Annotated in this window: 8 protein-coding genes; 3 read left to right on the top strand and 5 right to left on the bottom strand. The window is 62.5% G+C overall.

Translation table 11 applies throughout. The annotated features are described in order from the left end of the window. The first annotated feature begins 303 nt into the window (after positions 1-303). Entirely contained in the window at positions 304-2,265 is a 1,962-nt protein-coding gene (locus tag B0E51_RS17955) for a serine hydrolase domain-containing protein (protein WP_168172683.1), read from the top strand. Between the two features lie 98 nt (positions 2,266-2,363). Here B0E51_RS17955 and B0E51_RS17950 read toward each other — a convergent pair whose 3' ends face one another. The 4 genes from B0E51_RS17950 to B0E51_RS17935 all read right to left on the bottom strand — a co-directional run bounded on the left by B0E51_RS17950 (position 2,364) and on the right by B0E51_RS17935 (position 11,289). Further along, a complete protein-coding gene (locus B0E51_RS17950; protein ID WP_077446259.1) occupies positions 2,364-3,917 on the bottom strand; it encodes a glycosyl hydrolase family 39 in 1,554 nt (517 codons plus the stop codon). Positions 3,918-4,106: 189 nt separating this feature from the next. Beyond that, a complete protein-coding gene (locus tag B0E51_RS17945; RefSeq protein WP_077446425.1) occupies positions 4,107-6,377 on the bottom strand; it encodes a TIM-barrel domain-containing protein in 2,271 nt (756 codons plus the stop codon). Positions 6,378-6,527: 150 nt separating this feature from the next. Further along, positions 6,528-8,105 (bottom strand): alpha-amylase family glycosyl hydrolase, encoded by a 1,578-nt coding sequence (locus B0E51_RS17940; RefSeq protein WP_077446424.1) that lies wholly within the window; start codon positions 8,103-8,105, stop codon positions 6,528-6,530. A 220-nt stretch (positions 8,106-8,325) separates the two neighbouring features. Next, positions 8,326-11,289 carry a TonB-dependent receptor gene (locus B0E51_RS17935; protein ID WP_077446258.1) on the bottom strand — a complete coding sequence of 988 codons (2,964 nt, stop codon included), beginning with the start codon at positions 11,287-11,289 and terminating at the stop codon, positions 8,326-8,328. Between the two features lie 485 nt (positions 11,290-11,774). On the opposite strand from B0E51_RS17935, the gene B0E51_RS17930 reads away from it, so the two are divergent. Together B0E51_RS17930 and B0E51_RS17925 are read left to right on the top strand one after the other, a co-directional pair. After that, a complete protein-coding gene (locus tag B0E51_RS17930; RefSeq protein ID WP_077446257.1) occupies positions 11,775-13,394 on the top strand; it encodes an alpha-glucosidase family protein in 1,620 nt (539 codons plus the stop codon). Positions 13,395-13,432: 38 nt separating this feature from the next. Further along, complete coding sequence (locus B0E51_RS17925) at positions 13,433-14,407, top strand: alpha/beta hydrolase-fold protein (RefSeq protein WP_254424572.1); 975 nt, start codon at positions 13,433-13,435, stop codon at positions 14,405-14,407. Between the two features lie 202 nt (positions 14,408-14,609). Here the strand turns inward: B0E51_RS17925 and B0E51_RS17920 are convergent, their stop codons facing one another. Next, positions 14,610-16,268, bottom strand: a complete 1,659-nt coding sequence (locus B0E51_RS17920) for a M28 family metallopeptidase (protein ID WP_077446255.1) — start codon at positions 16,266-16,268, stop codon at positions 14,610-14,612. Positions 16,269-16,341: the final 73 nt, after the last annotated feature.

The following is a 16,341-nucleotide window of genomic DNA, read 5'->3' as shown; positions in this document are numbered from 1 at the left end:
TACCCCAGCGCTACCGGTGTGGCTCTGGTGTTTCATCGGCATGTCCCTCCCGCAGCTGTTATGTCACGGTGCGACGTGCCCCGCATGTTGCAGGCGCAGCATCGACAGCCGCGGCTATCTGCATTGATCCCGCATGGTAGGGACCGTCGCAATGCAGCAACCAGCCTCTGCATACGTATTCATGCGGGCGAATGCCACCATTCGGTAACCTGTGGCGATGTATCCATGCGGCTTGCGGTCATTGACCTTGTGTTGATGGGCGCAGCCTGCATTCTTCATCCCTCTCCATCAGGATCTGCACTGATGAAAAGTCTGTTGCGCTTGTTGACGCTCGTTGGCCTGGTCCTGTCCTCATCGTTGTGTATTGCGCAGATCCAGATCAATCCCCTGCCGGATCAGAAACCCGCGGTGGCGAGGCCGCTGAGCGCGCATGAGTTGACTGCGGCCGATGTCGAAGCCTGGCTGGACGGCCTGTTCCCATATGGGGTGAAGAAGAACAACATCGCCGGCGCCGTGGTCGTCGTGGTTAAAGACGGCCAGGTCCTGCTGGCGAAAGGTTACGGCTACGCGGATGTGTCCGCGAAGAAGCCGGTGGATCCGATGACGACGCTGTTCCGCGTCGGCTCGATCTCCAAGACGTTCACCTGGACGGCGGTGATGCAGCTGGTCGAGCAGGGCAAGCTCGATCTCGATGCGGACGTCAACAAGTACCTGGACTTCACCATTCCTCCCCGTGGCGGCAAGCCGATCACCCTGCGCGAGCTGATGACGCACACGCCGGGTTTCGAGGAAACCATGAAGAACCTCGGCGGCAACGATCCGGCGCGGCTGATGAGCAACGAGGCCTGGGTCAAGGAATGGGTGCCCGAGCGGATCTACCCGCCGGGCGAGGTCACGGCCTATTCCAACTACGGTGCTGCGCTGGCGGGTTACATCGTGCAGCGTGTCTCCGGTCAGCCGTTCGATGACTACATCGAGCAGCACATCCTGCAGCCGCTGGGCATGCAGCACGCGACGTTCCGCCAGCCGCTGCCGGCGTCGCTCGCGCCGGACATGGCGAAGAGTTATGCCAAGGCCAGCGAGCCGGCGCGACCGTTCGAACTGGTGAACGCGGTGGCGGCAGGTGCGCTGTCGGTCAGCGGCGGGGACATGGCGCGCTTCATGATCGCCCAGTTGCAGGACGGCCATGATGGGGATGCACAGATCCTGCGCCCGCAGACCGCGCAGCTGATGCACAACTTCACGCACTCTTCGGTGCCTGGCCTGCTGCCGATCGCGCTGGGTTTCTATCATATGGATCGCAATGGCCAGGACATCATCGGCCATGGTGGCGACACTGAACTGTTCCACAGCGATATGGCGTTATACCTGCAGCAGAACGTGGGCGTGTTCGTGTCCATCGATGGCGAAGACGATGGTGGCCTGCTCCGGCAGCTGTTGAACGGTTTTGCCGATCGCTATTTTCCGGCGTTGCCGCAGTTGCCGCAGCCGACGCTGGCGACCGCGCGCGAGCATGGTGCGTTGCTGGTGGGGCGTTACATCGCCAGCCGCACAGCGGCGTCCAGTTTCATGAGCATGCTGAAGCTGCTGGGGCAATCGCAGATCTCGATGGACAAGGACGGGACGCTGGTCACATCCGATTTCAAGGATCTTGCCGAGCAACCGCGGCATTGGCGCGAAGTAAAACCGTTCGTCTGGCTCGATGATGCCAGTGGCAGTCATCTCGGTGCGCTGATCCAGGATGGCAAGCTGCGCTGGATCTCCTACGACGAGGCGGCGCCGGTCGTGGTTTTCATGCCGGTGCCGGGCTGGCAATCCGCGGCGTGGAACCTGCCGCTGCTGTCTGGTGTGCTGGTGGTCTTCCTGTTGACCGTGTTGCTGTGGCCGATTGCGGCGCTGGTGCGTCGGCGCTATCGCCAATCGCCACAGCTGTCAGTGCAGGCGACGCGCTGGTACCGCTTGAGCCGAGTCGCGGCGTTGCTATACCTATTGTTCACCGCGGGCTGGTTGTACGTGCTGAAACTGGCAGACGACAGCTTCGCGAATCTCGGCAACGGCCTGGACATGACGTTGCGGCTGATTCAACTGGTCGGCCTGGTGGCCGTCATCGGCACGCTGGCCGTGATCTCCAACGCGTGGCATGCGTGGCGTGAACCCGGTGGCTGGTGGCGCAAGGCGAACAGCACGATGCTGGTGCTGGCCAGTCTCGTCGCACTCTGGTTCGTCTTCAGTCTGCACTTGCTGTGCCTGCATTTGAACTATTGAGGTTTTGCAGCTGATCGGGCGGGGTACGGATCAGCAAATCAGCAGCACGAAGGCCGCGTCGAGCGCGGCCTTCGTGTTTGTACAAGTCAGTGCCAGACTCAGCGCAGCTCGATCACCACCAGCCCTTGCGGCGGGATGCTGATGTCGAGCTTGCCGTTCTGCACATCCAGCTGTTCGGGGGCTGGTAGCTGGGCAGCCTGACGCAACTGCGCAATCTGCTCGCGACTGGGGAAGTCGGGGCGACCCATCTGGTCGAACAGGGCGACGGCATTGCCATGCTGTTCGTCGAGCCGCCACACCGTGGCATGGGCTGCGGCGGCGAGATGGGCGGCATCAACGCTGAAGTGTTTCGGGGTGCCGCTGGGCTCGCCCTTCGTATAGCTGGCCGTGTCACCCACCGGTGGCGCGTAGTTCCATAGCGCGATCACCAGGCTGCCATCACTGCGTTTGGTGACGAGTGCCGAATCGGAGCTGGTCGGCAGCCGCGTTTCGCCCAGCTTGTGCAGCATCGTGAACGCGTTGAACGCCGGCTTGTTGATGCGGTTGGCGGCGATCAGGCCGAAGCCGCCGTAGAACGGGTTCTGCACCACGCCCTGTTCCTCGAACACGTCGGAGAACGACCAGTAGCTCATGATCTCGACCTTGCCGGCGCACTCGCGGATGGTGTTGGCCATCCACGGACCCATGTACACGGTGTCGGTGACATTCGGCAGGTTCGCGTACGAGGCGTTGTACTCGCTGAAGATCAGCGGCATGTGCGGATACGGTGACGCGGCGATCTCCTTGTGCACCTTGTCCACCGAACGGCAGACCATGTCCGCTCGCGGGATGTTCTCCTTGCTGTGGAACACGTTGTCGGCGGTGTCGTCGCCGTAGACATGGGTGCTGACGAAATCCACCGGCACCTTGGCGTCGTGCGTGTGCTTGAGGAAGTCCGGCACCCACGCGGCCTGCGCCGTGCTCGGGCCGCCGACGCGCAAGCGCGGGTTCACCGCCTTGAGTGCGCGCACGGTGTGGTCGTACAGGGCGAAGTAAGTAGGCTGCGCCGGCGTGCCGGCCCAGAAGCCGATGTTCGGCTCGTTCCACACCTCGAAGTACCAGCTGGAGACTTCGTCGATGCCGTAGCGTGCGATCAGATGCTGCGCGAAGGCGCCGATCATCGAGTCCCACTCGGCATAGTCCTTCGGTGGGGCGATGTTCGGCCGGTACCAGAATGCCTGGATCGCCTTCGGATCGGAGGTGAGCTCCTCGGGCATGAAGCTCAATTCGACGAAGGGCTTGACGCCATGCTCGAGCAGTCCGTCGTAGATCTGGTCGACGTAGGAGAAGTTGTAGCTGATCTTGCCGTCGGTGCCGCGGCGTACCAGGCCGACATCGCGATCGAAGATGCCGTGGAAGCGGATGTAGCCGAAGCCGGTGGCCTGATGTACCGCATTGAGGTCCTTGCGGTAGTCGTCGCGCAGGGCGAGCGAGGCGCGGCCGGAGCCGAACATCTGTTCCCAGAAATGCGGGAACGGCGTGCCCTGGGCCGTGGCATCGAGATGGATGCTGGTATTGGCCGCTGTGGTGTCGGCGAAGGCAGCGTTGCCGGTCAGCAGGATGGCGGCGCATGCGCCGAGGGCGAGGTGTCGGATCGATCGCAAGAGGGTCATCACCGGGGTCCTTTCTGGCGCGTGGGGACGCAGGAGCAAGGTGTGCCGAGGCGAGCTGGCATCGGCACGTAAACGTTTACATGTCGATACAGTTTCCTACAGCTTCGGGGAGACGTCCACCCGGGACGAAACGGTTCCCTGTCATCCCGGCCAAAGCCGGAATGACAGGGAACCGGATACGGGGATTCCCTACGATTTCGTCGAGAGCGTGATGCGCTGGGCCACCGCTGCGTTCACCCGCACCCAGGTGACCGTGCCATAGCGGTCATGACCGCTGGCCCAGCCTTCGCCCTGGCTTTGCTGGAGCGCATCGAGACTTGCGAACGAGGACAGCGCGCCACTCGCGCTGGTCACCGCGGTGGCGGCATCGCCATGGATCTTCAGCAAATAGAACTTCAGTGCAGGCTTGAAACTGCCGGCCGATGCGGTGGTATCGAAGTGCACCACATCACCTTGCTGCTGCACCGACAGCGACTGGCTGAAATATGCGCCATGCTCGTAATCATAGGTGTCGCCGTCGTCATCGTAATAATCGAAGGCGCTGCGCTGCGTGTCCGGAAACACATCCACATCGAGCTGGGTGATCGGCTTCTGCCCGACATAATCCATCGCCGGCTGGGTCGGGATGATCGCGCCCTCGCGGATGAACAGCGGGATGTCGCCCCAGTGCTGGTTGTCGATCGCCAGATGTATGGTCTGGCCGCCCTGGTAGACCTTGCCGCTGAACCAGTCGGTCCAGCGACCGGCCGGCAAATAGATATCCTTCGAGGTCTGGCCGGGTTCGACCACCGGCGAAACGAGCAGGTAGTCGCCGAACAGCCATGCGTCGACATTGTTGCGTACGTTGGGATCGTTCGGCCAGTCGAACAGCAGCGGGCGCACCAGGCCCACGCCGTTGACGCGGCGCTGGTATTCATAGCTGTAGATGTACGGGATCAGCGCATAGCGCAGACGGATCGCGTCGGTGGTGGCCTTCTCTGCAGTTGTGCCATACACCCATGGCTGGCGCTTCTGGCCGAAATCACCGTGCACCCGGAAGATCGGCGTGAACGCACCGAACTCGATCCAGCGCGCGTAGTTCTCCGGCGTCGGCGTACCGTCCTTGAAGCCGCCGCCATCCATGCCCCATTGCATCGCGCCCACATTGATCGCGCTGAGCATGCGCGCGCGCTGGCCGGCCATGCTGGCGAAGCCGGTGGGGATGTCGCCTGACCACAGGCCGTAGGCGTAGCGCTGCGAACCCAGCCAGAAGTTGCGGTTGATCGACCACACGCGCTGGTTCGAGATCGCGCGCTGACCGTCGTACAGTGCGCGTTGCATGTTGAGGAACTGGGTGTTGCTGGGCGTATTGTCGGCCTCGTCGTTCCACCAGCCCACGATGCCGGTGGCGAAGCTGTGCTTCAGCGCGTCGTTGAAGAACCAGGCGCGCGCCGCCGGCTTGTCGAAGTCGATGTCCTTCACCGGCTTGTGCGAGAAGTAGTCGGGTGTGGCCTCCTCGCCCGGGCGCCACAAGTCATGCGCGGTGGCGTAGCGGCCTTCCACCGTGTCGACGTGGACGCGCGGCTTCATGATGCCGGTGAGGTGGATGCCGCGCTGATCGAGCTCCGCCTTCAGCTTGCCGTCGGGACCATCCGGAAATTTCGTGGCATTCCAGCGGAACTCGCCATAGTCGTCCTCGCCCCAGGCCTTCCAGTCGAAGTCGAAGGTGAAGTTGTCGAGCGGGATATGCCTGGTGCGGTAGGTGTCGACGATCTGCAGCAACTCTTTCTGGTCGATGCCCCACTGGCTGTTGGTGAAGCCCATCGCCCATTTCGGGAACAGCGGCGTGCGACCGCTGAGCTGCGCCAGTGCGCCGAAGATCTCCGCCGGCGTGCCGAGCACGATGTAATAGTCGGGATCCTTGCGCACAGGATCGCTCATGCTGAGCGTGGTCGGCTTCAGCGTGAAATGGGCGCCATCGCTGTCGAGCAGCACACCGTAGCCGGCTGTGCTCCACACGAACGGTGCACCGGCATGGCCTTGTTCGCCGGCAGTGGCCGGCACGTGGCCGCTGCGCAGCAGACCGGCTGCGGCGTTCTCCGTCGCGTTGTAGCCACCGATGCCATACAGCGCATCGCGTGGCCCATGTTCCAGGTTCAGACGGCCATGTTGAAGCGAGTCGATATCGGTCTGCAGCAGCACGCTGCGCTGTTGCGCATCCTCGATCCTCAGTTGGCGTCTTTGTTGATCCCAATGCACCGAGCCGCGATCGGTGGCAAGGCTGATCACACCGGCGCTGTCCTCGTCGCGTACCTGCTCGAAGGTCGAGGGCTGGGCATCGCTGTCGATTACCAGGGCGGGCGCATTGCCCTGGCCATCCTGCTGGTAGTGCACATGCACGATGTTGGGCGCGACGAAGCGGATGGAAAGCCGGTCCGTACCCAGGTTGATCATGATGCGGTGGTTGACGATTTGCGACATCGGGTCTGCCTGTACTGCAGACGTGGCAGCAGTTGCCGCGTCGGTCGGTGCGAATGCGAAAGCGAGCCACAGCGATGCCATCGCTGCGACGGCTCGGATAAGACGGTGCGATGCCCTCATCGGATCAAGCTCCTTTTGCCTGCTGCAACATCACTGCAGAATCGCCGTGCTGTAGGCCGGGATCTGCAACTCACCTTTCTGCAGCGTGCTGCCGCTGGCGCTTTGCAGCAACACGGCATGGATGTGGCTGTCGTGCAGCGGCAGGCTTTGCGGCTGGCCGGACAGGTTATGCACCACCAGTACATGGCCGCTGGTGTCGTCGAGCTTCCACCCGACAAGCTGCGGATTGGTCAGTGTGAGCGGCTGGATCGCACCGTCGCGCAGTGCGCTCACCTGGCTGCGCCAGTGGATAAGTCTGGTGTAGAAGTGCAGCAACGAATCAGGGTTGGCCTGTTCCGACTCCACCGATACCGACGGTCCGTCGTGTGAGGTCGAGGTTTTCCAGGTGGCTTCGCCTGGTGCTTTTGACGAGCGGTTCCAGCGCATCGGTTCACGCAGATCCTCATCGGGTTTCTGCCCGCGCATGCCCAGTTCCTCGCCGTAGTAGATGAACGGCTGGCCGGGCAGGGTGAGCAGCATCGCGGCGGCCATGCGCATGTGCTTCGGGTTGCCGTCGAGCTGGCTCATCACGCGTTCCTGGTCGTGATTTGAAAGGAACGGCGCATCCACACCGGACTTGCCAGTGACCTTGCGATAGTCGGCCTCGGTCTGCGCGAGCAGCGCAGCGAGCTGGCCGGCATGTTCGCTCTTCGCACTGTCGATCAGCTGCTTCGCCAGTGGAAAATCGAACACGGAACTCAGCGGACTTAGATACGGCGCCAGTCGGTCGGGTGTTTCCTGCGCGACTTCGCCTACCACGTAGGCATGGGGGGTGACCGCATCGATGCCATGGCGGAACTGCGACCACCACGCCAAGTTTTTTTTCAACACGACCGGATCGCCGTCCTGCGACTTGAAGTCGTAGTAGATGTGCTGGGCCGCATCCAGCCGGAAACCGTCGACACCCTTCTTCAACCAGAACTGGCCCACGCGGATCATCTCCTCGCGCACGGCAGGCGTGTCGTAATCCAGGTCAGGCATCATGCCGGTGAACACACCGATGTAGTGCTGGCCGGCTGGTGTCGTGTGCCAGGCTGGTGTGCCGGTGGCGCTGATCGCATCGAGGTTGGTGCCCGGGCGTGCCCAGTTGTACCAGTCGTGATGCGGATCCTGCGGGTTGTTGGCGGCGATGAACCACGGGTGCAGCGCGCTGGTGTGGTTGATCACCAGATCGATGATCACCTTGATGCCGCGCTGGTGCGCCGCGTCCAGCAGGTGCTGGAAATCGGCCATCGTGCCGTATTGCGGGTTGATCCCGTAGAAGTCGGTAACGTCGTAGCCGTGATAGCTCGGCGACGGGTTGATCGGCATCAGCCAGATGCCGCTGACACCGAGTGACTTCAGGTAATCGAGCCGTGCGGTGATGCCATTGAGATCGCCGATGCCGTCGCTGTTGCTGTCGGCCCAGGAGCGCACGAAGATCTCGTACCACACGTCGGATGACGTCTTTGGCGAAGCGGTGGTTGAGGGTGCGTGCAGCGTGGTGTCAGCATGGCTGCGGGCCAGCCCTGGCGAGAGCAGGGCGAGCGCAGTGGCGATGCCGCAAGCGAGAAAGGAGAGTCTGGGCATGTCGGCCTGCTGAAGTGGTCGCGCGTTCATTGTGCGGGCGGAAGCACGGGGCGGTGATGGAGCAGGTCGGCAGATGATTCGTCGGCCAGGTGGAAGGCCGGCAACCGCCCTTGGCGTGTCACATCGAATCGTGTTCAAAAGAACCGGTTCCGCTACATGCTGCAGAACCGGTTTGGAGAGAAGAGGCCGGACATCGTGAGGGCGATGTCCGGCGTGGTGCTTACAGCTTGATGTTGACGCCGAGGTAGGTCGTCTGACCGAAGTACTGGATCGTGCCGGTCTGCTGCGTGTTGCCGAAGTAGGTACGGGTCGGCTGGTTGGTCAGGTTGAGGATCTGGAACAGCAGGCTCACGTTCTTGGTGAAGTTGTAGGCCGTCTGCAGGTCGAACACCGTCTCGGGAGCGAAATAGACGATCTGGTTGTTCACCGACATCTGCGAGTCGGACACGAACGACGAGCGGTAGGTGCCGTTCAGGCGGACCGAGAACGTGCCGTTGTCGTAGAACAGTGCCGCGCTGGCCGACTTCTTCGACAGGCCCGGCAGGCCCTGGTTCTGCGGCGGCCCGCTCAGTGCCGAGAGCGACTGCACGGCACTCTGGGTCAGCGAGAAGCCGGCGCTTACGCCCAGTCCAGACCATACGCCGGGCAGGAAGTGGGTCTTCTGGTAGAACAGATCCAGGCCGTGAACCGTGCCGCCCTTGGTGTTGTTGAACGAGGTCTGGTACTGGCCGTTGAGGTACGGCCTGCCGGTGGTCGGATCGATCGGTACCGTGATGCCGGCACTGGCGAAGTCGAAGTCGTTGTAGACGATCTGCTGCACGAACGAGTCGATGTGCTTGGTGAACACGTGTGCGGTGAACGCACCGCTCGATTCGGGGAAGTAGTGCTCGAAGCTCAGGTCGAACTGGCCGGCGTACATCGGGTCGAGCAGCGGGCTGGTGTTGCTCCACAGGTTGTACTGCCCGTCAGATACCCAGGAGCCGTGGCCGGCCAGCAGCGAGCTGATCGGCGGCGGTGCCATCACCTTGGCCGCAGAGAAGCGCAGCTGGTTCGCCTCGTCGAAGTGGTAGGTCAGGTTGATCGACGGCAGCACATCGGTGTAGGTCTTGCCCTGAGTCACCGGGATGTAGTCGCTGCTGGTCACGCCAGTCTGATCGGTGATCGGTATGCCGGCACCATTGCCCACCTGCTGCAGGCCGCTGCTGTATTGCGAGGTACGCACCACGCGCACGCCCACGTTGCCGGTCACGCTGTGATCGAACAGGTTGGTGTCGATGTCAGCCATCAGGTAGGCATCGCGCGATTTCACGTCGACCTGGCCGCTCTGGATGTAGGTCCAGTTGTTGGCCCAGCTCTTCAGTGGCGTGGTATTGGTGATGCCGTTCGCCGCCAGGATGGCCGGGCCGTTCAGCGCGAGGAAGCACGGCATGCCGGCAAAGTCGCCGCGCCAGCAAGTGTTGATCGCATTGCTGCTGTTGAGCAGCAGCGGTGCGCCGGCCGACAGGTTGTCACCCCATTCCGAACCGTACACATAGGCCGAGCGGTCGGCATTGTAGGTATGGTTGTTGATGTAGACGCCGCCCTCGATCGCCGAGAGCAGCGAACTGTTCGAAAGCTCGTAGGTGGACTCGAGACGGAAGCCCTTGTCGAGGTCGTGATAGACGTACGGATAGACGCCGTAGCGCGACAACGCCATGTCACCGAGATTGGTGTAGATGCCCGGGTTGGGTACCGTGAGCGAGCCGACGTTGAGGCCGTTCAGTCCGTAGGTGAGCGACTGGCCCATCAACGAGGGTGAAGCCGTGCCCAGGCCATTGTAGGGATCGGCGGTGGTGTCGACATTGATCTGGGCACTGGTCGCGCGTGACATCGAGGCGTCGGCCACCACCGTCCACGGGCCGCTGGTCCACTTCGCATTCAGACCACCGGAGAACACGGTGGTATGCGTGGTGTAGTTGTCGGCGGTGGTTTCCAGGCCGAAATTGTGGCTGTACGGACAGGCGGTCGTTCCGTTGTTGCAGTCGCCGGCGGTTCGCGGATCGAGGCCAGTCATCGGGTTGCTGGTGACCGTGCCGCCGACGATCGCGCCATTCGGCAGCAGTACCGGATTGGTGATCTGCGCCTGATTCTGATCGAACAGCTGTGCGCGGAAGCCGCGGCCGAATGAGGCGTCGTCGTATTGCGAGTAGAAGCCGTTGCCGCTGATCTGCAGGTTGTCGGTGGGTTTCCACACGATGGTCGACAGATAGCCGTTGCGGCGCTCCTCACCACCGTTCTGTTGCACCTGGATACCCTGGGAAGGATAGGCCTGCTGCAATGCATTGTTGATGGGTTGCTGCCCGTCGAAGGCCTCACCCACCCACTGCTCGGAAACATGCGGCTGCTGCATGCGGGCGAAGCCCAGGCCCACGCCCAGCGTGTCGTTGAGGAACTTGCCCTGCCATGCAGCACTGAAGCGGTAGCCTTCCGGATTGGCGCCGAATACATCGCTGGCCTGGTTGTTGTAGCTGCCACGCATGTCGATGTTGACGGTCTGCTCCTGCTTGGCTTCAAGCGGATTGGCCGTCTGCATTGCGATCGAGCAGCCTACGCCACCTTCGATCAGGTTGGCCTGCTGCGATTTGTACACGGTGGCCTGATTGATCAGCTCGGCCGGGTACTGGTCGAACTGGATGTAGTTGGTGCCGCTGGTCGACGGCTGCACACGGCCGTCCAGCGTGGTCTGGATGAAGTTGCCCGACAGGCCGTTGCAGTTGATCTGCGAGGCTTCGCCACCGATGCGCTCGGCAGTGACGCCGGGCAGGCGGGTCAGTGCGTCGGCGATCGACTGGTCCGGCAGGCCGCCGATGTCCGCGGCCGTCACCACGTTCTGGATGGTGTCCGCATAGCGCTGGATGTCGACCGCTGTCTCGATGCTCTTGCTGTAGCCGGTCACCGTGATCGCGCCGAGGCTCTTGGCCAGCTGAGTTTTCTGGTCGGCTTTTTTAGGCGCCGCAGTGTCGTTTGACGTAGCGGTCTGGCTTTGCGTATCGGTGCTCTGCGGGTTGGGTGCCTGCGCATTGGACGAGACGGATGCACTGCCCGGATTCGCGTTGTTGTCAGCGGGTGTCGCATGGACTCCAAGCGAGAAGCAGAATCCAGCAGAAGCAAGCGCCAGGGCCAGCACATTGCGTTTCAGTACCATCGTTATCCCCTCCCAGGGTTGCACATCATATTGTTGTGGTTGCGGTCATTGCCCCAACGTTTTCGGTGAACAGCACGGTCGCATGAGCCGATGACCCGTCAACGTGGGGATCATGGTAGGGCGCTCTTTTGCAAGCGGATCGTTTACTGAATACGTATTCATTGTGCTGCTGTGCACCGCAAACCCGCATTGCGACTCGGGAAAAGTGGTCGCGTGCACACCCTTGTCCGGGTTGCCTGCGCACCATGCGCATGCGTGTGCAATCCAGTGCCAGACTCCATTTGTGAAGGTTTCTTCATTTTTCAAATGGACGTCCATATGGCGTTGAAGCATGAAATGCTGCAATGCGATAGGTGCGATACATGAATACGTATGCAGTGTCGCGGTCGTCATTGCATGCAGCCATTAAGCTCCCTGACAAGCTGCGAAGGAGCGCCCGCCGGGCATATCGCTGCAGTTCGGGCAGGAATCCATGGGACATGCGAATGAGTGATGCACCCTGGTGGCGCGGCGCCGTCACCTATCAGATCTATCCACGCAGTTTTCAGGACACGGACGGCGACGGCGTGGGCGATCTGCCGGGCATCATCGAGCGGCTCGACTACGTGGCCAGCCTGGGGGTCGACGCGATCTGGATCGCTCCCTTCTTCAAGTCGCCAATGGCCGACTTCGGCTACGACATCGCCGACTACCGCAATGTCGACCCGCTGTTCGGCACGCTGGCCGACTTCGACCGCCTGCTCGGCAAGGCGCATGGTCTGGGTTTGAAGGTGATGATCGATCAGGTGCTCAGCCATACCTCGGCCGAGCATGAGTGGTTCCTCGAAAGCCGGCAGAGTCGCAACAACCCGAAGGCCGACTGGTATGTGTGGGCCGACGCGCGCGCCGACGGCAGTGCGCCGAACAACTGGCTGTCGCTGTTCGGCGGTTCGGCCTGGCAGTGGGAACCTCGCCGCGGCCAGTACTACCTGCACAATTTTCTGACTTCGCAGCCGGATCTGAATTTCCACGATGCCGAGGTGCGCGCGGCGATTCTCGACAGCGTGCGTTTCTGGCTGGACAAGGGTGTGGACGGGGTACGTCTGGATGCGATCAACTTCTGTTTCCACGATCAGCAGCTGCGCGACAACCCGCCGAAGCCGAAGGAGAAGCGCGTGGGTCGCGGCTTCAGCCCGGACAACCCCTACGCTTTCCAGTACCACTACTACAACAACACGCAGCCGGAGAACCTGGCGTTTCTCGGCGAGCTGCGTGCCTTGATGGACCGCTATCCGGATGTCGCCGCGCTGGGTGAAATCTCCTCCGAGGATTCGCTGGCGACAATGGCCGAATACACCCGCGATGGCCACCTGCACATGGGCTACAGCTTCGAGCTGTTGACCGACGACTTCAGCGCTGCGCACATCCGGGGCACGGTGCAGACGCTGGAAGCGCAGATGACCGAAGGCTGGCCGTGCTGGGCGATCTCCAACCACGATGTCGAACGTGTGCTGACACGCTGGGGCAAGGGACAGGCTTCCGGGCAACTGCCCAACCTGCTTACCGCCATGGTCTGCTCGCTGCGCGGTTCGGTCTGCGTGTACCAGGGCGAGGAGCTTGGTCTGACCGAGGCGGAGCTGCCCTTTGAATCCCTGCAGGATCCCTACGGCATTGCGTTCTGGCCGCAGTTCAAGGGACGCGACGGTTGCCGTACGCCGATGCCGTGGAGCGACGATGCGCATGCCGGCTTCAGTCGGGGCATGCCCTGGTTGCCGGTGCCGCGGGAGCATCGTTCACTGGCGGTAGCGCACCAGGAGGCCGATCCGCATTCTGTGTTGAACGGCTTCCGCACCTTCATGCACTGGCGCCAGTTGCAACCGGCGCTGCGCTGGGGCGACATCCATTTCCTGGATACCGCCGAGCCGGTGCTGGCCTTCATTCGCCGCTTTGCCGGACAGACCTTGCTGGTGGTGTTCAACCTTGCCGATGCCGCCGCCGAACTGACCCTGCCGGCCACGCTCGGCAAGCCGGTGGCGGTGGATGGTCATGGTCTGTTGCAGGCTCATCTGGAAGGCCGCCAGTTGCAACTGCCAGGCCATGGCGTGTGGTTTGCCAGCCTGGACTGATGCGTTTGTCGCGCGCAAGCAGGTCGGGTACGTGTCTGTTGCTCGCATGGCTGCTGGCGTGTTGCGCAGGTAATGGCTGGGCTGTAGCTGCCACGGTGACGACGGTCGCCGATGCCAACAGCGCCGTGATTAGCCTGCAACTCGATGCGACAGCTTTCGCGCCGGAGCGGATCAAGGTGGCGGTGTACCTGCCACAGGACTACGACAGCAGTGCCGCATCAGGCCGGCACTATCCGGTGCTGTACGCGAATGATGGTCAGGACATGGCCGCTGTGGGGCTGCAGGCGACACTGGCGCAACTTTATCGCCAGCATGCGATCCAGCCCGTCATCGTGGTCGCGATCGACATGCTGGCCGACCGCGCCAGCGGCTACGGACTGTCCGATCGCTCGACATCACGCAGCCTGGTGGGCGGCTCGCCGATTGGTCCGATCGGCACCCGCGCGCAGGAGTATTCCGCCTGGGTTGCCACGCAGCTGGTGCCGTATATCGATGCGCACTACCGCACACGCCGATCCGTCCGCGATCGCGCGATGCTCGGCTGGTCGCTCGGTGCGCTGAATGCGTTCAATCTTGGCTGGCAGTATCCGGATGTATTCGGTCGGGTCGGTGCGTTCTCGCCATCGTTCTGGCTGGCGACTGATCGCAGCAATGCGACGGCAATCGAGCACACGCGACTGGTGCAGGGCATGGTCGATCGCGGAGGCAAACGCGCCGGTCTGAAGATGTGGTTTGCGGTCGGCACCGCGGAAGAAAACAGTGATCGCGATGGCAACGGCATCATCGATGCGGTCAATGATGTGCAGGATGTCATCGAGGGATATCGCGGCGCTGACGGTTTTCACGAGGGCGGCCTGAAACAGCTGGGCTACTCGGTCAATCTTGACTATGCACGGCACCCATCGCGCCGGACGGATATCGCGCTGTTCCTGCTGCAGGGTGGCAGGCACAACCAGGCGGCGTGGAAGCAGATGTTGCCGCCGTTTCTGCTATGGGCTTACGGTAAACATTGAACCTGATGCAGCGCAGCCCTTGCTGATGCAGCAAGGCTCTGGCTCCTCCCCCTGCATACAGGGGGAGGCTGGGAGGGGGTTGTCCGAGCTTGCGAAAGATCAAAAGCCCACCCCTCCCCAACCCTCCCCTGCAAGCAGGGGAGGGAGCACATCAAGAGCTCGGTGTTGGTCACTGCTCGTCGAGCAGTGAATACATCATGCGTTATTTACGCTCTGCCGCTGTTGCATCACGCGTGGCACGGAATTCCGAATCCTTGCTCCAGTCCGGCCACTGGTCGGAATTGGCGAGCTGGCTACCTACCGTGTAGAGCAGTTGCAGGTCGCGCGCCATGCCGGTGAACGGCCAGCTGGCCTGCCATTCGTCGGACGGTTGGTGATAGTGCTTGGCAACGTATTCGTCTTCGGCAGCCTTGCCCGCTGCCAGTCCGCCATCGACCCAGTCGTTGCCCGAGCCGAACGAGATTGCCGGTACGCCGCGCTTGGCGAACGAGAAGTGATCGGAGCGGAAGAAATGCCCGGCTTCCGGCTTCGGGTCGGCGGTGTAGCTCATGTCGAACTTCTTCGCGTCGGCAATCAGGTCGTCCAGCAGACCGAGCTTGGCGCTGCCGGAGATGGTGAAGTTGCGCGCCGGGCCATTCGGGTCGAGTGCATCCATGTTGAGCACGCCGGCCGTCTTGGCCAGCGGATACAGCGGGTTCGCCGCGTAGTATTCCGAACCGAGCAGACCCTTCTCCTCGGCGGTGACATTGAGGAACACCACCGAACGCTCGGGCCGTGGTGCGTGCGCAAATGCGCGGCCCAGCTCGATCAGTGACGCGGTGCCGGTGGCATTGTCGACCGCGCCGTTGTAGATGCGATCACCCTTGGCGTCGGGCTGGCCGACCCCGAGATGATCCCAGTGCGCGCTGTAGATCACCGTCTGGTCCGGGTGCTTGCTGCCTTCGATGCGACCGACGATGTTGTGCGAGGTGATCACGCTCTTGTCGACCTTGAAGCTGGCCGACAGGCTCTCGCCCTTCAGCAGCACCGGCTTGAAATCGCGCGTCTGTGCCAGCTTCTTCAGCGTCTCGAAATCGAGCCCGGCCTGCTTGAACATGCTGACCGCGAGGTCGCGCTGGATCCATGCCTCCAGCTGCGGATGCACGGCAGCCGGCTTGTCGCGCACGATGTCGAACATCGTGTTGGTATTGGAATTCTTCACTGTGGCCCAGCCATACGAGGCCGGTGCGGTCTCGTGCACGATCAGCACGCCCAGCGCACCCCGGCGCGCAGCCTCTTCGTACTTGTAGGTCCAGCGACCGTAGTAGGTCATCGTCTTGCCACCGAAGTCGCCCACGCCGGTCTCGAAATCCGGATCGTTGATCAGCACCACGGCGATCTTGCCGTGCAGGTCGACGCCCTTGAAGTCGTCCCAGTGGCGCTCCGGCGCCTTCACGCCATAGCCGACAAATACCAGCGGCGCATCGACGATCGCCACCGCAGTCGAGCCGTCCATCGGGGCGCGCACAGCAATCTCGTTGCCTTGCGTCAGCGTCTGGTTGTTACCCTTCAGCGTCAGTGTCAGCGTCGGTGTGCCGATGATCTCGGTGCGCAGCAGCGGCACCGCCTGCGTCCAGCTGCGCTTGCCATCCTTGAGGTCACCACCGGGCTGCAGTCCGGCGGCCTTCATCTGCGCCACCATGTAGTCGATGGTCCTGGTCTCGCCCGGCGTGTTCGGGCCGCGGCCCTCGAAGGCGTCCGAGGACAAGGTCTTCACTTCGTCGGACAGGCGGTGGGGATCGAACGCCGGTGTCGGCACGGCGGCAGCCATCAGCGCCGAGGATACGGCCAGGGCAAGGGTGGAAAGCATCAGTCGCTTCACGGAGGTACCTGTCGCGGGGGAGGGAACACCCGATACTAGTCAGCCACCAGACATCGGTCTACCCATCCTTTGG

The organism is Rhodanobacter sp. C05 (assembly GCF_002001165.1).
GTDB lineage: Bacteria > Pseudomonadota > Gammaproteobacteria > Xanthomonadales > Rhodanobacteraceae > Rhodanobacter.
This window is presented reverse-complemented; position numbering and strand designations above follow the sequence as displayed.